The following is an 18,009-nucleotide window of genomic DNA, read 5'->3' on the forward strand; positions in this document are numbered from 1 at the left end:
ATTGCCTTTCGACATCTCCGATCGGAAGGCGCAGCCTGTGAGCCCACCATCCCGTTTCGCCGCCTTGGCCGTGCTCATTGCCGGCCTCGCGGTCGTCGTCACGACGGACAGCACCGCTGGTACGACTCCGGCGCAGACCGGTCACGGGCGGCCGGCCACCGCCAGGACCGTGACGCTGCCGACGGGGGACCGGGTCACCCTCGGCACTGGCACGGGCCGCGACCTGTCGGTCCGGCCGGGACCGGGGCGGGCCGGCATCCGGTTCATCGTGCAACGCACCGCCGACAGCGTGCTCGTCATCCCGCACGATGTGCTGCCGCGGATCGCCGCCGGCGCCGTGGACCGCCGCGGGTTCGCCGTCTCCGGTACCGGTGCCGCTGCTTCGGCATCCGGCTCCGCCGAAGGGGACCTGGTTACGCTCACCCTGCACCATCTGGACCGGCGGGGTGGCGGCGCGGCGAGCGCCTACTCCGCCGTCACCGGCTGGGACCGCGCGATCTGGGAGTGGCCGGCGACCGGTGCCGACGGCACGGCGACGCTGCGGTTGCCCAAGGGCCGCTACACCATCGGCAGCTACCTCGACGACGACGCCGGCACGACGCTGCTCGGCGTGCCCGTCGTCGACCTGACCGGTGACACGACCGTCGTCCTGGACGCCCGCGCCGCCCGGCCGGTGCGGCTCAGCGTGCCGGAGCCTTCGGCGCGTCTCGGCTTCGTCGAGACCGGATACACGGTGTTCCCCAGCTACCTCGACTACGGCGTCGGCACGCTGCTCATGGGCGACGACCTCAGCCGGGTGCGGGTGGGGCAGGTCGGCCCGCCGGCCGCCCCGACTGCGCTCGTCGGCAGTGTCACGGCGCAGTGGGCGCGGCCCGACGGCAGCGGCGACTTCACCGACAGCCCGTACCTGTACACCGTCGCCGAGTCCCTGCCCGGCCGGGTCCCGAACGGGTTCGTCAAGGCGTACCACGCCGACGACTTCGCCGCCGTGCACCAGCACTTCGGCACCACGCTGCCCGGCGCCTCGGCCCAACGGCAGGTGTACCCGTCCTTCACCCCACGGATGGACAGCAGCGCGTTGGTCGTGCCGACGACGCTGCCCAGCACCCGGGTCGAGTACCGCACGACCGCGACCCGATGGACGTCGGAGTTGTGGCCGAGCGACGGCGGCCGGCTGTATCAGGGCCCGACCGAATACCGGCGCGGACAGCACACCACCGACGAGTGGAACACCGGCCCGCTCGGCCCCGCCTTCGGCCAGACGCCGGCGACGACGTGGCAGTGGGCCAGCCGCACCGGTGACGAGATCGACGTCGAGCTTCCCCTGTACGGCGACCGGGCCGGGCACGCCGGATCGCTGCTGCTGGCGGGTTCGACCCGGGTTTCGCTGTACCGCGGCGACGTCCTGATCGGAGAGTCCACGGACTCGGGCCGCTTCCTGGTGCCGGCGGCGCCGGGCAGCTACCGGCTCGAGGTCGCCGACGTGCGCGGCGACGGCATCGGACCCGCGACCAGGGTCACGGCGCAGTGGACGTTCCAGTCGTCACACGTGGCCGGGACGGCACCCGTGCTGCTGCCGCTCGCCGCGGTCCGGTACGCGCCCGTTCCCGGGTCTTCCGACCTGCCCATTGCCGTTGAGACGCAGCCGGGTGTGCCCCGGCCGGTCATCCGCCGGCTCACCGTCGAGGTCTCCTATGACGACGGTACGACCTGGTCCGTGGCACCCGTGCGCCAGACCCGCACCGGTTGGACCGCCACCCTGCACCCTCCGGCGAGGGGTTTCGTCTCCCTGCGGACCACCACCGCCACATTTACGCAGACCGTCATCCGGGCGTACCCGGTGGACTCCGGATCCTTAAATTCTTCTATGCCTCGGTGAACTGTCAGGCAACCTGCGTTACGGTCGGGGAGTGCGGCCACGGCGGGTCGCGCTTCCCGACGGTATCGACGCAGAGAAATGCGAGCCATGAAGACGAGGAAGCTCATCGCCGTGTTGGCGATCGCCGGCGCATCAGTCCTGGTCCCGTTCATCGGGCCCTCCACCGCCACCGCCGACGTGGCCTGGACCGGCACCTGGGCGGCGTCCCCCCAGAGCAGCGGCACCACCTTCAACAACCAGACGCTCCGCCAGATCGTGCGCACCAGCATCGGCGGCACCGCCGCCCGCCTGCGCCTGTCCAACGTGTTCGGCACCCAGCCGGTCACGATCACCAACGTGCACCTCGCGAAACGCACGTCCGGCTCCTCGATCGACCCGGCCAGCGACCGCGCCGTCACCTTCGGCGGCTCGGCCTCGGTCACCATCCCGGTGGGCGGCAGCGCCACCAGCGACGCTGCGCCGTTCACGGTCGACGCGCTCGCCGACGTCGCCGTGAGCTTCCACCTCCCGCAGCCGACCGGCAACGCGACCGTGCACGACTTCGGCGGCCAGACCAACTACGTGGTCCCCGGCAACGCGGCCGGCAACGCGACCCTGAGCGGCGCGCAGACCCGCACCAACTATTTCTTCCTCACCAACCTCGACGTGCAGAACACCGCGGCCACCGGCGCGGTCGCCACGCTCGGCGCGTCGATAACCGACGGCATCGGCTCGGGCACGGACGCCAACCGCCGCTGGCCCAACGACCTCGCCGTCCGCCTGGCCCAGTCCGGCCGCACCATCGGCGTGCTCAACCAGGGCATCAGCGGCAACCGCCTGCTCGCCGACGGCGCCGGCCAGTCCGCCGCCAACCGCTTCGACCGCGACGTCCTGTCCCAGGCCGGCGTCAAGTGGGTCATCTTCTCCGACGACCCGATCAACGACCTGGGCAGCAACCGCACCAACCCACCGACCGGCCAGCAGCTGATCGACGCGGTCAAGCCGCTCATCGCCAGGGCCCACACGGCGGGCGTCAAGTTCCTGTGCTCGACGCTCACCCCGTTCCAGGGCTCGGGCGGCTGGTCGGCGGCCGCGGAGACGTCGCGGGGCGCGTACAACGCCTTCGTGCGGAGCGCGTCCTCGGGCTGCGACGGCGTGATCGACCAGGACAACGCCACCCACGACCCGGCCCGCCCGACCTGGTTCCTGCCCAACCTGGACACCGGCGACCACCTGCACCCGAACGAGGCCGGCCTGCAGGCGATCGCCAACGCCGTCAACCTGTCCCTGTTCGGCTCGACGACCACACCGCCACCCACCACGGTGGTGACGTTCCGCGCCCGCGCCAACGGCAAACTGGTGACGGCCGAGAACGGCGGCAACGCTGCGCTGATCGCCAACCGCACGGCGGTCGGGCCGTGGGAGCAGTTCGACCGCATCGATCTCGGCGGTGGACGGGTCGCGTTGAAGGCCCACGCGAACGGCCGCTACGTGACCGCGCCCAGTGGCTCCCCGCTCATTGCCAGCAGCACCACGATCGGCACCGCCGAGACGTTCGACCTGGTCCGCAACGCCGACGGCAGCGCTTCCCTCCGGGCGGTCGCCAACGGCCGCTACGTGTGCGCCGAGAACGCCGGCGCGGCAGCACTGATCGCCAACCGCACGGCGATCGGCCCGTGGGAGTCGTTCGACCTGCTCTGACGCTTGGCGGTTGATCAACCATCGGTATGGTGGCGATGAGTTCTGCTACTGACGAGGTTGTGGCTTTGCGATGGAACTGCGCGAAATCGAGATCTTCTTGACGCTGGCTGAGGAGCTGCATTTCGGGCGGACCGCCGAGCGGCTGCACCTCACCCAGTCCCGGGTCAGTCAGTCGATCAAGCAGCAGGAGCGCAAGCTCGGCGCTCCGCTGTTTGATCGCAACAACCGGGTGGTGCGGCTGACCGACCTCGGCATTCAGCTCCGATCGGACCTGGTGCCCGGGTATCGGCAGATCCAGGACGCCGTCGCCAGAGCTTCGGCGACCGGGCGAGGCCTAGCCGGTGTGCTGCGCGTCGGGGTGCAGGCGGCCTGGTCCGGGGACCTTGTTCTGGCGGCAGCGGCGGCGTTCGGTGTCGCGAATCCTGACTGTGACATCCAGATCCGCGAGGTGCCGCTCAGCGATCCGTTCGGCGGCCTCCACGCGGGCCAGCTCGACCTTCAGCTCACCATCCGTCCGGCAGCCGAGCCGGACCTGACTGTCGGGCCGGTCATCTTCTCGCTGCCGCGCATGCTCGTCATCGCCTCCGGGCATCCCTTCGCCCAGCGCCCGGCCATCAGCATCGAAGACCTGGCCGACGTGTGCATGGTGACCGTCGCCGGACCGCCGGACTACTGGGTCAACCATCACCTTCCGCCGCAGACGCCCAGCGGGCGGCCGATCCCACGCGGCCCCGCGGTCGCCGAGTGGGAGACGGCATGGGCGCAGGTCGCATCCGGCAAGGGCGCCTTCTTCGCCAGCAACTGGGCGGCCGGCGACCGTTACCACTACAGCCGGTCGGGTCTGTCGTTCGTGGCGATACCCGATGCACCGCCCCTGGAGTGGGGCCTGCTGTGGCGTACCAATGCCGAGACGGTCATGCTCACCTCGTTCGTCAAAGCCATCCTCGAGCAGCGGGAGGCGACGCTCACCCGCGATTAGCCGCACTCATCGCACCATGCCGAAGGCGTCGTTGATCGGCGTCCGGCCTCCTTGAAGACTGGCGTCACCAGGTGCTGCACCCGCACCTTCCACCAAGGAGACCAGGCATGAAAGCAAGCGTGAGCTCGATCCTTCTCGGCGTCGGAGACATGGACCGGACCAAGCGGTTCTACACCGAGGGTCTCGGCTGGACGATCGAGCGGGACTACGGCCTTTCGGCGTTCTTCGCCCTGGACGGTGGTCCGCTCATCGGCTTCTACGGCCGCGAGGGTCTGGCCGCCGAGATGGGCACGAGTGCGGAGGGCAGCGGCTTCAGCGGAATGGCCCTCACCTACGTCGTGCGCAGCGAGGCTCGGGTCGATGAGATCCTCGCGGAGGCCGAGAAGGCCGGCGCCGCGATCCTCAAGCCCCCGGCCGCGGCGCCGTGGGGCGGATACGGCGGCACGTTCGCGGACCCGGATGGTTACATCTGGAGCATCGGCTACAGCGCCCAGGCCAAGGACCAGCCCTACGCGGAATAAGGAGCATGCCGTGAAGTTTCGTACCCTCGTCGAGCCGCCCGAGCCCATGCGAGGACTGGAGGTCCCGGCCGAGCTGGTGGAGTCGCTCGGTGGGGGTGCGCGGCCGCCGGTGACCATCACGATCAACGGACATTCCTGGAAGAGCCGGGTCGCCATCATGCGAGGCCGCCACCTGCTCGGCCTCAGCAACTCCAACCGGCAGGCCGCCGGTGTCGCGACCGGCGAGGAGGTCGAGGTCGAGCTGGAGCTGGACACCGAGCCGCGCGTCGTCGTCGAGCCCGCGGACTTCGCCCAGGCGCTGGACGACGACCCGGTCGCCCGCGCCGCGTACGACAACCTTGCATTCAGCCACAAGCGCGAGCATGTGCGCGCCATCGAGAGCGCGAAGCAGGCCGAGACGCGTCAACGGCGTATCGAGAAGGCCATCGCCACCCTGCGGGGCTGACCCCCGAAGCAGATCTCCGCGTGGCGACGCGATCGCCACGCGGAGAACGTGGTGGGACCGCCAGCGCAAGGCGTCGGGCGTTCCGCACCATCGGTTCAACTGTCGTGTTTGCCGGACGGTCGGGTCGTCGAGATCCACGGCTGGATCATCAGGTGCTCCACACCTGCTCCCAGCCGCGGTCGACGAGGTTTCCACGGTTGTATCGTGCGGCGTTGAAATAGATGCGGGTAAACTCGGGAAAGTCTTTGTTGCAGAGTCCCCAGGTGCCTGAGCCCAAGTTGTTGACGCACGACCCGCGTCTACCGTTCTCCGGCATGTTCCACTCGAGCACCGCGGCGTATCCGTCCGCTCTGAGGTCCCGGACGTAGAGCTCGTCACCGTAGGGCTTGAAGCAGACGTTGACGCCGGTGTGGTCGACGCAGACATATTCGCCGGTCGGGCCGCTGGTGATCGCGGTGTAGTTGGTCTCCTCGCCGTAGTACGCGGCGGATGCGGCGGTGGGGGCCAGCAGGCTCGCTGCCGCACCGGCGGTGGCGGCGAGGGCGAGCGCCCAGCGTCGAGGTCCATCCATGTCGTGAATCCTTACCTGGTGGTCGGTCGAAAGCGCTGGCCAGGTGCTTTTCCCAGCGCCGTGATCTGCTTGTTGAACGGTGTGGTAAAGGGAGAAACATTGCTCTGCGTCACACCGTTTGCAGCCTAACGATCGCCCATTCGGACCCGCGCCGTGGCGAATCAATCTTGAGAAAACGCTGAGCTTTCCCGCGCGCACCGTCCGGCTCGCAATGCGGGTTTCATCGTGCTGGCGCTGGTCAAGGCGGGCGTTCCGCCCCGAAGGCCCGGGCCGCCGAGCGGCAGCCCGGCGGCGGAGGTTGCGGGAGACGCGATGAGTTTCCGGCCCCGGCCGGGTCTCTGCTGGGTGCGAACTTCACAGATTGACCTGGCCGGGACCACCGCCGTCGTGACCGGCGCAGGCCGCGGATTCGGCCGAGCCGTCGCGGTGGCGCTGCGTGCGGCCGGCGCGACCGTCGTCGGCGTCTCCCGGTCCGTCTCCGACCTGACAGAGGTCGGGTCGCTCCTCGGCGACGGCTTCGTCCCGGTCGAGGCTGATGCCACGGATGCGGCCGTGGCCACGGAAGTCCTCGAGCGGCACCGGCCGCGCACGTTGGTGCTCAACGCGGGTGCGACGCCATGGATGGGGTCGCTGCGTGAGCAGACCTGGCAGTCGTTCAGCCGTAACTGGGAGGTTGACACACAGCAGGCATTTCATTGGTCGCGGACGGCGCTGCGGGTCCCGTTGGCGGCTGGAAGCACGGTCGTCACCATGTCCAGCGGGGCCGCGCTGCGTGGTTCACCGCTGAGCGGTGGGTACGCCGGTGCGAAGGCCACGGTCCGCTTCATCACGGCGTACGCCGGGCAGGAGTCGCAGGAAGCCGGGCTCGGCATTCGCTTCGTCGCCGTGCTTCCCCAGCTGACGCCCGAGACGGCGCTCGGACAGGCCGGTATGCGGGCGTACGCGAAGCAGCAAGGCGTCGACCTGGCGGACTTTGTCGAGGCCCGGCGGCCGGTGCTGACACCTGAACAGGTGGGTCAGGCCGTCGTCCGCCTCAGCACCTCGCCGGATCACCCGGATCCGGCCTATCTGCTGACTGCCAAAGGCTTGCAGGAGGTGCCGTGACGAGTTCGTCCGCCTGACCAGCCCACCGCGTCAGGAACTGCTGGCGCATTGCTATCGGATGATGGGTTCGTTCCACGACGCCGAGGATCAACCGGATGTGGCGCGCGGTGCGCAAGGCCGCCTTCACGCCCGAGGTCATCGCGTCGCCGTTGGCGGCTTCGCCGTACGACCTGCGCCACGCGGCGGTGTCGACGTGGCTCAACGGGGGATTCCGGCGATACAGGTCGCAGAGTGGGCCGGCCACTCCGTCGAGGTGCTCTTGAAGAGCTACGCCAAGTGCCTCGACGGGGGAGGGCAGGAGTTACGGCGCCGGATGGCAGCAGCACTGGGCCACTGAGCCACGGGAAACTCAGGACGCGTATTGGACGTGCCTGGCCGATCAGGGCCGTGAAAGGCCAGTGACAGCCGGACATACGAGCGAAGCCCTTGACCGCAGAAATGCTGGTCAAGGGCTTCGTTTTTGCTGGTGAGAGCCACTTCAAGAAGTGTGCCCCCGGCAGGATTCGAACCTGCGCCCCCGCCTCCGGAGAGAAATATGGTCCGGTGGTGGTGGATAGCCCTTGACCAGGCGAAACACCGCCGAGAGGTCTTCACAAGAACGAAGCTTAGGGGTGTATTAGGGGCACCGTCATTTGGATCTTCCACATGGCGCAGAGCCGACGAACAGGTAGTCGGCAAGATCCGGCTCATGATTCGCATCCGCACTAGACAGATGATCACCAGCGTCGCCGTTCGCCCAGCTCATCGAACCACCCCTCACGCGTGGCGATGTCGATAATCGGTTCGACCGGGGTTGGCAGCCAGGCGCACTCGCTCGCAACCGTCAGTAGCTCCCGCGGCATGTTCCATGAACTACGAAGGATCTTGCGGGCGTCGTCCGGAGGGATCTTGAGGGTGTCCCTCACTCCGTACCAATGCGCCATGTAAGGAGCGTTGCCTCTATGGCACTCAGTGGCTATCGCAATGAGTTGATCTATGGTCAACTTTCCTTTGGTGTACCTCTGTACGGCAATGCCGAGAATGTGCCCAAGGGCGCCGACTTGGTTCACATCGCGGTGCAATCTCTGGAAGATGTTGTTGTCTACCAAGGTGGTACTGAGACGAGGAAGTAGTAGGCAGAGGGTCGTAGTATGGAGTCTTTTGAGCGCGGCAGGAGAAGAGTCAAACGTGGTTAGTGGAGTCCTTGCACGTCGAGAGTACGTGCCTGTGTAGAGTCGCGCTTTGAGCAGATAGGCTTTTGCGTGACTGCTGAGCCGTCTAATGACGGTGTCTATATCCTCGACTAGCTGTCCGATCGTTGTTTGATCGGCCCAAGCATAGAGTGCGAGCATCGACAGTACGCCGTCCTCGTCGGACTCGACTCTGGAAGCGGTGTCGCGCCACCAGTCCACGTCGAAGGCATGACGGCGAGCTGCCCGTACTCTTTGGGGCATTGGGGTCCACTCGTCTAGGAGGTCGTTGGCGCCGCCGCCGCGCTCGCTGGCATTACGAATGCCGCCAGAAATGACCGCTAGGTCGATTGAGCGAAATGTCCTACCGAACTTCTCATCCAGCAGTGTCGTCGCTTCTATCCATGGATCGAGCTGCGTCCAGATGGGAGACGCTCGGAGCTTGTCGATTCGAAGGGAAAATTCGATCAGATCTGCATCGTCGACGAAATTTGGGCGTGCGATTGGGCTAAATATGTTGAATCCGTATGACAAACAGGTTGACCACTTGATCGGCTCTGTAGCTGCGGCGAGTGAGGTCAACGCCGATGAGGCAATTGTATTCCGAGGCCCCCGGTCGGCAAGAATTACTCGTGAGCTTTCTGCCGGCAGGCTATCTCCGAGATTCGTGGTCGAGCCGCCTCCTATGGCGATTAGCCAAAGTGCGTGTGACCTATCGCGCTCGCTGTTGCAGCGAGATATGACTGTCGCAAGATCTGATTGAGTCAGGGCGCCGATTAGGTCGAGCGAAAATGCGATAGATAGCCAGTCCACGCTTCGGCTCTTTAACCTACGAAGCTCCTCCTGCCACCGTTCCAGCAGCGTGGACCGGTTGATTTGAAGGCGAGCAATGTGAGCAATCTCCAACATCCGTTGACTTGGGCGGCGTTCTTTCCTGAGTACTTCCCATGCCTTGTCGCCAAGATACTTTCCCCCCGCTTCGGCGGGAAGGATCTCCTGGGGCTTTTTAGTTGCCGAGTCGGTTTCCTTAGCAAGCTCCGAGATGCCAGACCAGCGAAGACCATCACCGTTGTATACGGCATCGATCACCTCCTCGGTTGCTCGCGTGGATTGAGCGAATACGTAATCCTTCAGAAGTAAGACTGCGACCGATCTTCCGTACTGTGAATACCGCTTTGACTCATCGTCTGTCAGGGCGCAAACGCGCTCAGCAAGGTCGCGCAGTTCACCTTTGTCGAAGCAGCCGGCAAAGAATCTCGTTACATTTAGCCAGTGTGGATTGATGGCGAGTGCATCAAACCGCTCAGGTCGTGTACCACGACGTGGCCGGCCTGGTGGGGAGTATGGTGTGTTGATGTACAGGTAGCGCGCTGCAAAGTACTCACGCAATGGCTGGACTTCGAACTCATATGTGCCTTCGACTCGGGATACAATGGCAACGATGCGCTCGAATGTTTCAACTAGCAACTTGTCCAGGATTTCGGTCGTCCTGCCTTCGCGCCTGAGGAAGGAACCTAGTATTCTCTTGAGATCGTCGGTTCCTATCCGCCCGTTCGCCCCACCTTTCTCGGCTGAAGCGTGTAGATAATATGCCAGATAGTAATGCACTTGGAGTAGCAAGTCTCGATTCTTGCGAACAAACTCGCTCTTGAGAGACTCGCGATTGAGAAAGACCTTGATGTACTCGTCGTAGAGTTCGGTACGCTTGTCTGGCAAACTAGAGCCGGTGAGATATAGTAAATTCAGTAGAATTGATAGTTGCATTGTGTTCTTGCCAAGTTCGGCTATGTGTGGTGAGCCAAGATTGTCTCGCAGTGCCGAGACGGTTTCGCCCCATTCTTTCTCTCCGAGGGACCTTGCGTCGCACCAATTGTCCGCGTATTGAAAGGCCAGATCCGCGTCAAGCGGCTGCAATGCGAGGCGAGGGAATCGTTCGGAAGAGAGGCTGGGCGCTCCAGGAAGGGCGGTTGGCCTGCTTGTAACAATTATCGCAAGATTGAACGAACGCGCTGGAATACGGGTCGCCAGTGCCATAACGTGTTCGACAACCAACTGTCGATCGGGCAAGTCTGCCACTTCGTCTAGGCCGTCAAGCAGAAGTATCGTTGGAATTTCGCGCAGCAGTTTGTGGACCGTCGACACGTCGAAATCAAAGCCACCGGAGTACTTGTGTAAGTGGCCGGCAATCGCCGCTTCCAGTGTCACTGGCAAACTGTGATGGCCCTCGCCATCGCCTTCCCAGGGGTGTATACCGCGGAGCCATTTGGCTATATCCCGTAGCTCCAGGCGGATCGGGAGCCGGAGTCCGCTGGCCGCGTGTTGCGAGATTAGATGTCTGCTACCGTTTTGGATCGCGCCTAGGAGTCTCGTTCGATGAACTTCCGCTACATATTGTGTAAGGGTCGACTTTCCCTGTCCTGGGGCTCCTTCAATCAGTACGCAGGGCACCCGTCGCAGGAATTCATTGTCAAGCAGTAGTTCTCCGCCGCCCAGCACGCCCTCAAAGTATGATGGCGCGCCCTCCTTGCTGAGGCCCTCAACGAAGAGGCCGTCAGTGTTTACCGAGTATTTCGCGTTTCTCTCGAACTCATCAACAATTGGCTGCGCAAAAATTTCTAGCGGGAGCTGTCCTTGAACGAACTCTGGCTTTTCCGCGTAGGTCTCGTAAGAGCGAACGATGGAGTTTGACAGCGCCTGTAGAGTGACGGCGGTGTAAGTTACCTTTTCCCTGTGCTGGCGTCGAGCGAGGCCGAGCGGAACATCGACGAACAGATCGAACACATGGGTCGCTGGGAGGTCGATTTGTTTGAACCGTACCTTGCAGTCACGATCGCTCTGATCGAGAAGGTAAGCACTAATCGCGTCCTGCATGTTAGAACGATCGTGAGCCGTGGCCGCTTCAAATAGGAGCCGCGTAAGATCTTGGCCATCCAACAACGCTGGGTGTCTCATCTTGACGTCAAAGCTAGAATCGAGCCGGCGGTCAAGATCGTCACGCCACCAGCATTGAGAAGGCACTGGCACCTGAGCATCTAAGTATTTCTGGACGCGATCGATGCGCCCCACGTCCAGGTGCGAGCTTCCCCGCATGTTTGTGATGAGTATGTAGCGGTTCATTCCGCGGAGGGCTAAACGCTGGATGTTAGAGGCTTCTCTGTCGATAGCGTCTGTGACCCATTTTACGGGATCCTCGACCGCGTACGGATTCCGAGCGAATTTCACCTGGAATACTATCGGCCCGGACGCTGTCGACCCATCTGTGCCGTCCCGTCCGCCGTCCGGCATACCGACTGGCATGCATTGAAGCCCAGGATACGACTTCATAAGCAGCGACTGACACATCATTTGGAAATGCTCGTCCAATAGCATTTCGTAGTGGTATGTCATTTGAACTCCGGCGGATAGGCGGATGCAGGTCCGTCATTTTACCGTGCATCGCCTCCAAGGGGACCCCCTAAACGGGGTACTCCTCGGTGCCCGGCTAGTCGGTGCGAACGGGCCGGTACTGGTGTTGAGCTACTGATGTCTGGGTGGCCCGTCGACGACGAATGTGCCCCGTTGCGGGACCGTGAATACGAGACCACGGTCGCGTAGCAGTTCCACAGCTCGTCGGGCCGTACCTCGGGCCACGCCAAACTCCTGCTGGAGTGCAAGTTCACTCGGGATGGGACGATTGGGCTGTAGCTCGCCGGCCTCGATGCGTTGCTGGATGATGTCGGCGATCTGTACGTAGACAGGTATGGGACCGTCTGGATCGACCATGCCAGCAAGGTAGATATGCAGGGACATTGGCGATCCTTCAGCTACGTATCTAGACGTACAGGTACGTACAGCAGTACGGTTGCGGCAGGGCACCGCAGGTGCCTCGGTTGGCCTGTAGATCGGCATGCTGCACCAGCACCTGAGCTGTTGCCTGGCGGTCGGCGGTGTCCGGCTGACCTTGCGACGCGGCAGGTGGAGGTGTCGTGCGAGAGATCGTGGCTGTCGAGACCGCAGAGTCTGCCCAGCAGGCACCGGAATATGTCCTGGATCTGAGCGTGATCGCCGTCGAGTCGTTGCGGCTGGGCGGTGACGTGGTCCTGGTCGTTGATGACGGGCGTAGGCAGGTGCGCTTCGGCGCAGGTGGTCAGCCACTCGATGCCGTTCGCGGGGCGCTGCGGTTGGCTGCTGCTACGGCTGCGCATGGTCGGTTGCTGGCGTCTCGGCTGGAGCGAGACAACGACGTGCGCACGATGGTCCATCTGCCGGAGCGGCCCACCTGGGTCTGCCGGCGCTGCGGCGGGGCGTGGCCGTGCCAGACGCAGCGCCGGCAGTTGGTGGCGAAGTTCGCGGACGCGCCCGAGGTCCCGCTGACGCTGATGACGGTGCGGTACGCCGAGGCGACCGAGGATCTCGGCGTTGCCGAGCTGCCCGGGCTGGACCGGCGGTTTCTTGGTTGGATACCGGCGGTCCCGCCGGCTGGGCGCGCGAAGGAGTGCTGATGGAACGCCTCGACGACAGTGAAATGGTGCTTGCCGAGTCTGCGCCGGAGTGCACGGTGCCGTTTGATGATCGCGCCGGCTGTGGGGTGAACGTCGAGCGGCTGTTGGGCGGAGAGCGGTCGCTAATCGGCATCACGTTTGTGACGCGATCAGGGGCGGATTTGCCGCATGACATCACCCTGGACCAAGCGCTGCACCTGGTAGTTCAGGTCACCGACGCGATTCGTGATGCCCGGTCGAGTGAGGTCGAGCGTCTACCACTGGCGAGTTGATGGCAGCAGGGCGGCGGCAATGTCGCCCATGCTGGTCAGCACGATGTCGGCGTGAGCGTCGGTGAAGCGCTGCACCTTGGGTGGCTTGTTGGCGTAGGCGATGACCGGCACACCGGCGTTCTGGGCACCCTCGATGTCGAACAGTGAGTCGCCGATCAGCACGGACTCCGCGGACTGGACCTCGACCGCGGTGGTGGCTCGCCAGATCGGCTCCGGGTTCGGCTTCATCCGGTCGGGCTGGGCGTGGGCGCGGCCGGCGATATAGGCGATGTGCTGCCTGAGGCGGTGCGCGTCCAGGTACGCCTCGATCGCGCCGGCGGAGTTGTTGCTGACGATCGCAACCGGCTTGCCGGCCTCGCGAGCTGCGACGATGACCTCGCGGCCGTACGGCTCAGGGATGGCCGAGTCTGCGGCGAGCAGCTCGGCGCGGCACAGCGCGTCTTCGACCTCGCGAGTGAGTTCCGGCTTTCCGAGCGTCGCGGACCAGCGGAGCACCTCCATCGGATCCGTCTCGATACGGATGTCGTTGCCGACCTCCACCCCACGACTGTCAAGCAGGTTCAGCAGCTCGGCGGCGATCATCGGGGCGGGGTAGCCGCCGAAGATGCTGCACACGGGGCCGTCGAAGTCGAGGAGGATGGCGCGGCTGCGGTCCAGGAGCACGCGGAGGTCGCTGGTCATCCTTGGTACTCCCTGCCGATACTGTCCCAGATGGAGTCGAACCACTGCTTGGACGCTGCTACGAACTGGGTGCCGTGGGAGGTGTCTTCCTCGCTGACGGCGTAGTTGAAGAGCGGGACGTCCTTGCCCATGAGGTCATAGATGGCGATCGGTTCGCCCTTGTAGGCGACGGTCCGTTCGGTGACTGGGTAGAAGCCGAAGAACACTTCGCTGTCGTTGATGACGTACAGCTTGAAGAGCGGCGATGCGGAGTGCAGGCGTACCTGCACGGTGGCGGTCTGGACCAGGCCGAGGTCGCCGAGTTCGTGGACCTGGTCGACGATGCCGTCGAGGGAGCGGTGCGCGATGCGCTCCGCTCGTTCTCGGACGATCGGGTCATCGGCGCCGGTCTCAGCTCGGGCCGGCAGTGCCTGGGGGACGCCCATGTCGGAGACCAGGACGCGGATGGCGATGGTCTTCGGGGCGAGCTGGCCGGCGCGAACGCGGTCGAGGACTTCGGCGAGCGCGCCTTGCAGGGTCTCGCCTGAGAAGCCTGCGAAGTCGATCCGGACGTCTTGGTTCTCGAAAGCCGCTTCCAGGTGCGGGCGCAGCTCGACTGGGCGTTGGGTCTGCGCGCGGACGAACACGCCGCTGCCCTGCCTGGACACGATGAGCCGCTCGCCGCGCAGCGAGTCGAGGGCGCGCTTCACGGTCTCGCGGGCGACGCCGTAGTGCTTGGACAGGTCCGGCTGTGAGGGGAGCTTCTCGCCGGGCGAGAGGCGCTTGGTCAGGATCGCTGCACGGAGTTGGCGTGCGATCTGGTTTGCGGCGCCGGTGGAGTCGTCGGGGTCGAGTTCGCCAAGGTAGTCCAGGTCGTCTGGCATGGCCAAACTGTACAGCCTGGCTAGCCAGACTAGAAAACTTCGATCTCAACTCTTGACCTGTCTAGCCAAGTGCATCTACCTTCATCTCACGGCACTTGCCTAGCCAAGTGAGTCAACATGAGGGAGATGGTTGTGAGGTACTCCGAAGAGTGGGTCGAGCCCACTGCTGAGGATCTCGCCGAGATCGAGCGAGAGTCGGACCTGATCGACGCGGAGATTGACCTGGTACAGGCCGAGATCCTGCTGATCACGGCTGAGCCCGGCCCGACCGTCATCGACTGGCATCGGGTGCGCCGCGCCGAGGCGCGGGTCATGCGGGAGCTGCTCAAGCTGCGGGCTGCTGGCGCGACCGTGCAGGCGGTGGCGGCATGACGAAGTCCGGACGTGGTTGGGCGTACGCGGGTGCGGCACTGGGTGGCGTCGTATCCGTCGCGGCGAACGTCGCGCATTCCTTCGTCCCGCCAGCTGGCAGTGACGCCGACTGGACGCCGGAGGTCGGCGCGGTCGCCGGTGCGGTGTTCTGGCCGCTCGCGGTGTTCGTCGCCGTCGAGGTGCTGGCACGGGTCGCGTGGCCGAACGGCAAGCGGTGGGCCGCGCTGCGGTTCCTCGGGCTGCTGCCGGTCGCGGCGGTCGCGGCGCTGGTGTCGTACCGGCACCTGTCCGGTCTGCTGGCGCACTACGGCGAAGACGACCTGACCGTGTTCCTCGGCCCGTTCGCGGTCGACGGGCTGATGGTCATGGCGACCGGCGCGCTCATCGCCACCGGCGCACGGCGGACCACTGCCGAGACGCCGCCGGTCGATGTGCGGACGCCGATTGTGGAGATCGACCCGATCCCGCCGATCGAGCAGACGCCAGAGGTAGAAGCACCCGCACCGCCGGCCGTCGAGCCTGTACAGGTGGTTCAGAAGCCAGCGCCGAAGCGTCAGCCGTCGGCTGCTGCGCGAGTCGCCTCGGCGGTCGCCCGGAGCCCGAAGGCAAGCGACGCAACGATCGCAGCTCGGCTGGGGCTGAGTGAGGCGACCGTGAAGCGCCACCGTCGACAGGCTGTCGACAGCGTGTCGACACCGCCCGCGCCGACCCTCCAAGCCGCATGACCCCCGTGCGCGGCATGCGATCAGCGATCTACGCGACGAGTCGTCACCTGTAGCTCTGCCCGGAGCGCGGCCCCTTGGCCTAGGAACCTTCGGCCGCGCTCCGGCCCCTCACATGGAGGAACCCTCATCATGCACAGCGAAGACCCCCAACAACCCCCAATCGACTGGCAACGACACGAAGAAGAACTCGCCGACGTCGTACAGCTCCCGCTCGATGACGACAGCCCGACCCTGGTCGACTCGCCCGCCGCGCAGGACAAGCCGCGGTTCGGCACGACGATGCGACGTGGTGAGCGCCGGCCGGTGCTGCCCGGGTGGCTGCGGTCGCGCGCCGAGCTGCTGTACACGCTGCAATGGGTCACCGGCTACGTCGGACACGTCGCGGCGTACCACGCGCTGCGGCTGCCGAAGTACGCGCTGAAGCTCGCGTTCCGGTCGCCGGTCGGGCTGGTCAAGGCCATCGGCGGGTTCTTCCGCTGGCTGTTCGACCTGGAAGGCGAAGCCGTCCGCCAGGCCACCGTCCGTACCGAAGACGCCGAGGCATACCTCAAGTTGTCCCGGCAGCGGGATCGGCGGGTGCGGTGGCGCGGGATCGTCGCCGTGTTCGTCCTCGTTGGGCTACTGATCGGCGCCGCCGCGCTGGCGGCCGGGCCGCAGTGGTGGACGTGGGCCGTGACCACGGTCGCGGTCGTCGTGTTCGGTGTGGCCGGCGCGCCCGCTGATCGGCCGTTGCTGGACACGGCGGTGGTCCGGCCTCGGGTTGCGGCGCTCACGTCGGACATTGTGGTCCGGGCGCTGTCTGTCCTCGGCGTTGCCGGGATCAACCAGGCCCTGGCAAAGAACCCGAGGGCGATCGGGTTCCCGGCGCCGATTACCCGCGACGGACCCGGCTGGCGCGCCGACGCCGACCTCCCGCCCGGCGTGACCGTCGGCGAGGTCATGGATCGGCGGGACAAGCTCGCGTCCGGTCTCGGCCGTCCCCTCGGGTGCGTCTGGCCGGAAGGCAACGCGGACATCAGCCCGTCCCGGATCGTGCTGTGGGTCGGCGACGAGCCGATGGCCGCGTCCCGTCAGCCGGTGTGGCCGCTGCTGAAGGCGGCCACGGTGGACATGTCCAAACCGTTCCCGTTCGGCACCGACCCACGCGGCCGGCTCGTACACCTGGAGTTGCCGTACACCAACGTCCTGATCGGCTCGATCCCCGGCTACGGCAAGACCGCCGCGATCCAACTGCCGATGCTCGTCACCGCCCTGGACCCGATCGCCGAACTGTGGGGGTTCGAGTTCAAGGGCACCGGCGGCCTGGACACTCTCGCCAAGGTCTGCACACGGTACGCATCCGGCGCCGACGACGACACCGCCGAGGCTGGCCTCATCGCGCTACGGGAACTGCGGGCGGAGTGCCAGAAACGCGCGGCGATCATCAAGGGTCTGCCGAAGGACGTCTGCCCGGACAACAAGGTCACCCCCGAACTGGCCCGCCGGATCAAGGGCCTGCACTGGCTCGTGGCTGGGTTCGATGAGTGTCAGGAGTTGTTCGCGCATCCGGAGTTCGGCAAGGAGGCCGGCGAACTCGCCGAGAAGATCATCAAACTCGGCCGTGCCCTGGGCGTGATCCTGTTGCTCGCCACCCAACGCCCGGACGCCAAGAGCCTTCCCACGGGTGTCTCGGCGAACGTCGGGACGCGGTACTGCCTGCGGGTAATGGGCCAACTGGAGAACGACATGGTCCTGGGCACGTCCAGCTACCGCAACGGCATCCGGGCCACCATGTTCGCCAAGAAGGACAAGGGCGTGGGGTACCTGGTCGGCGCGGCCGACGAGGCGCAGATCGTGAGGACGTTCTACCTCGACGGCCCGACCGTGGAGAAGCTCGCTGCACGGGCCTATGCCGCCCGGCAGGCCGCCGGCACGTTGACCGTCCAACCGGCCGAGGCCACAACGGTCCGGCGGGAGACGGTCTTGGAGGACACGCTCGCCGTGATCCGCGCCGACGAGCCGAAGGTCTGGACGGAAACCCTCGTGACCCGGCTGGCCGGGCTGCGGCCCGACGTCTACGGCGACCTCACGCGGGAGCAGCTCAGCGCGGCGCTCAAGCCGTACGGCATCAGCACGTCGCAGGTGTGGGGCAGCGACCCCGACACCGGCAAATCCGCCAACCGGCGCGGCTTGGAGCGGTCCGCAATCGCGGACGCGGTAGCCGATCGTAACCGGCGACGCGGGGATCAAGCCGCCTGAATCGCTGCTAGGTCTAGCAGCCCGCGTTG

General features: G+C 65.6%; 16 protein-coding genes and 1 pseudogene. 12 read left to right on the top strand and 5 right to left on the bottom strand.

Annotation, left to right across the window (positions count from 1 at the left end; genetic code table 11):
* Positions 1-37 precede the first annotated feature (37 nt).
* The 5 genes from Dsi01nite_RS49955 to Dsi01nite_RS49975 all read left to right on the top strand — a co-directional run bounded on the left by Dsi01nite_RS49955 (position 38) and on the right by Dsi01nite_RS49975 (position 5,504).
* On the top strand, positions 38-1,879 hold the full coding sequence (locus tag Dsi01nite_RS49955) for a hypothetical protein (RefSeq protein ID WP_203853549.1): 1,842 nt from the start codon (positions 38-40) through the stop codon (positions 1,877-1,879).
* Positions 1,880-1,966: 87 nt separating this feature from the next.
* Positions 1,967-3,559: a GDSL-type esterase/lipase family protein gene (locus tag Dsi01nite_RS49960; RefSeq protein WP_203853550.1), complete on the top strand. Its 1,593-nt coding sequence runs from the start codon at positions 1,967-1,969 to the stop codon at positions 3,557-3,559.
* Positions 3,560-3,629: 70 nt separating this feature from the next.
* Entirely contained in the window at positions 3,630-4,538 is a 909-nt protein-coding gene (locus tag Dsi01nite_RS49965) for a LysR family transcriptional regulator (RefSeq protein ID WP_203853551.1), read from the top strand.
* A 107-nt stretch (positions 4,539-4,645) separates the two neighbouring features.
* Complete coding sequence (locus tag Dsi01nite_RS49970) at positions 4,646-5,059, top strand: VOC family protein (RefSeq protein WP_203853552.1); 414 nt, start codon at positions 4,646-4,648, stop codon at positions 5,057-5,059.
* A 10-nt stretch (positions 5,060-5,069) separates the two neighbouring features.
* The gene (locus Dsi01nite_RS49975; RefSeq protein ID WP_203853553.1) at positions 5,070-5,504 is read left to right on the top strand and encodes a YdeI/OmpD-associated family protein; all 435 of its coding nucleotides are present in this window, start codon (positions 5,070-5,072) and stop codon (positions 5,502-5,504) included.
* Between the two features lie 148 nt (positions 5,505-5,652).
* Here the strand turns inward: Dsi01nite_RS49975 and Dsi01nite_RS49980 are convergent, their stop codons facing one another.
* Positions 5,653-6,075: a hypothetical protein gene (locus Dsi01nite_RS49980; protein ID WP_203853554.1), complete on the bottom strand. Its 423-nt coding sequence runs from the start codon at positions 6,073-6,075 to the stop codon at positions 5,653-5,655.
* 225 nt (positions 6,076-6,300) lie between these two features.
* Here Dsi01nite_RS49980 and Dsi01nite_RS49985 point away from each other — a divergent pair, with 225 nt between their 5' ends.
* Entirely contained in the window at positions 6,301-7,179 is an 879-nt protein-coding gene (locus Dsi01nite_RS49985) for an SDR family oxidoreductase (protein WP_203853555.1), read from the top strand.
* Positions 7,180-7,271: 92 nt separating this feature from the next.
* Positions 7,272-7,516: pseudogene (locus tag Dsi01nite_RS57985) on the top strand (site-specific integrase); the annotation flags it as partial.
* A gap of 379 nt (positions 7,517-7,895) precedes the next feature.
* Here Dsi01nite_RS57985 and Dsi01nite_RS49990 read toward each other — a convergent pair.
* Both Dsi01nite_RS49990 and Dsi01nite_RS49995 read right to left on the bottom strand, forming a co-directional pair.
* On the bottom strand, positions 7,896-11,570 hold the full coding sequence (locus Dsi01nite_RS49990; RefSeq protein WP_203853556.1) for an NACHT domain-containing protein: 3,675 nt from the start codon (positions 11,568-11,570) through the stop codon (positions 7,896-7,898).
* Between the two features lie 294 nt (positions 11,571-11,864).
* Positions 11,865-12,236, bottom strand: a complete 372-nt coding sequence (locus Dsi01nite_RS49995) for a GntR family transcriptional regulator (RefSeq protein ID WP_373318950.1) — start codon at positions 12,234-12,236, stop codon at positions 11,865-11,867.
* 77 nt (positions 12,237-12,313) lie between these two features.
* Between Dsi01nite_RS49995 and Dsi01nite_RS57990 the strand changes: the two genes are divergently transcribed.
* Both Dsi01nite_RS57990 and Dsi01nite_RS50005 read left to right on the top strand, forming a co-directional pair.
* Positions 12,314-12,829, top strand: coding sequence for a hypothetical protein (locus Dsi01nite_RS57990; RefSeq protein ID WP_239136955.1), 516 nt, complete (start codon positions 12,314-12,316; stop codon positions 12,827-12,829).
* Positions 12,829-13,101: a hypothetical protein gene (locus Dsi01nite_RS50005; protein WP_203853557.1), complete on the top strand. Its 273-nt coding sequence runs from the start codon at positions 12,829-12,831 to the stop codon at positions 13,099-13,101. Before Dsi01nite_RS57990 ends, Dsi01nite_RS50005 begins: the two co-directional genes overlap by 1 nt.
* Here Dsi01nite_RS50005 and Dsi01nite_RS50010 read toward each other — a convergent pair.
* Positions 13,084-13,782 (bottom strand): HAD family hydrolase, encoded by a 699-nt coding sequence (locus tag Dsi01nite_RS50010; protein WP_203853558.1) that lies wholly within the window; start codon positions 13,780-13,782, stop codon positions 13,084-13,086. The genes Dsi01nite_RS50005 and Dsi01nite_RS50010 overlap by 18 nt on opposite strands.
* The gene (locus tag Dsi01nite_RS50015; RefSeq protein ID WP_203853559.1) at positions 13,779-14,645 is read right to left on the bottom strand and encodes a GntR family transcriptional regulator; all 867 of its coding nucleotides are present in this window, start codon (positions 14,643-14,645) and stop codon (positions 13,779-13,781) included. Before Dsi01nite_RS50015 ends, Dsi01nite_RS50010 begins: the two co-directional genes overlap by 4 nt.
* Positions 14,646-14,777: 132 nt before the next feature.
* Between Dsi01nite_RS50015 and Dsi01nite_RS50020 the strand changes: the two genes are divergently transcribed.
* The 3 genes from Dsi01nite_RS50020 to Dsi01nite_RS50030 all read left to right on the top strand — a co-directional run bounded on the left by Dsi01nite_RS50020 (position 14,778) and on the right by Dsi01nite_RS50030 (position 17,980).
* A complete protein-coding gene (locus tag Dsi01nite_RS50020; RefSeq protein ID WP_239136957.1) occupies positions 14,778-15,017 on the top strand; it encodes a DUF6284 family protein in 240 nt (79 codons plus the stop codon).
* A gap of 143 nt (positions 15,018-15,160) precedes the next feature.
* Entirely contained in the window at positions 15,161-15,742 is a 582-nt protein-coding gene (locus tag Dsi01nite_RS50025) for a hypothetical protein (protein ID WP_203853561.1), read from the top strand.
* 129 nt (positions 15,743-15,871) lie between these two features.
* Positions 15,872-17,980: a P-loop NTPase family protein gene (locus tag Dsi01nite_RS50030; protein ID WP_239136959.1), complete on the top strand. Its 2,109-nt coding sequence runs from the start codon at positions 15,872-15,874 to the stop codon at positions 17,978-17,980.
* Positions 17,981-18,009: the final 29 nt, after the last annotated feature.

Source organism: Dactylosporangium siamense, from assembly GCF_016862795.1.
Taxonomy (GTDB): Bacteria; Actinomycetota; Actinomycetes; order Mycobacteriales; family Micromonosporaceae; genus Dactylosporangium; species Dactylosporangium siamense.

What these genes read in the sequence shown, in the direction of transcription:
- Dsi01nite_RS50015 (WP_203853559.1), bottom strand. Translation starts at nt 14,645, where the DNA reads ATGCCAGACGACCTGGACTACCTTGGCGAACTCGACCCCGACGACTCC.
- Dsi01nite_RS50010 (WP_203853558.1), bottom strand. Translation starts at nt 13,782, where the DNA reads ATGACCAGCGACCTCCGCGTGCTCCTGGACCGCAGCCGCGCCATCCTC.
- Dsi01nite_RS49980 (WP_203853554.1), bottom strand. Translation starts at nt 6,075, where the DNA reads ATGGATGGACCTCGACGCTGGGCGCTCGCCCTCGCCGCCACCGCCGGT.
- Dsi01nite_RS50030 (WP_239136959.1), top strand. Translation starts at nt 15,872, where the DNA reads ATGCACAGCGAAGACCCCCAACAACCCCCAATCGACTGGCAACGACAC.
- Dsi01nite_RS49970 (WP_203853552.1), top strand. Translation starts at nt 4,646, where the DNA reads ATGAAAGCAAGCGTGAGCTCGATCCTTCTCGGCGTCGGAGACATGGAC.
- Dsi01nite_RS49995 (WP_373318950.1), bottom strand. Translation starts at nt 12,236, where the DNA reads ATGCCGATCTACAGGCCAACCGAGGCACCTGCGGTGCCCTGCCGCAAC.
- Dsi01nite_RS50005 (WP_203853557.1), top strand. Translation starts at nt 12,829, where the DNA reads ATGGAACGCCTCGACGACAGTGAAATGGTGCTTGCCGAGTCTGCGCCG.
- Dsi01nite_RS49965 (WP_203853551.1), top strand. Translation starts at nt 3,630, where the DNA reads ATGGAACTGCGCGAAATCGAGATCTTCTTGACGCTGGCTGAGGAGCTG.
- Dsi01nite_RS49960 (WP_203853550.1), top strand. Translation starts at nt 1,967, where the DNA reads ATGAAGACGAGGAAGCTCATCGCCGTGTTGGCGATCGCCGGCGCATCA.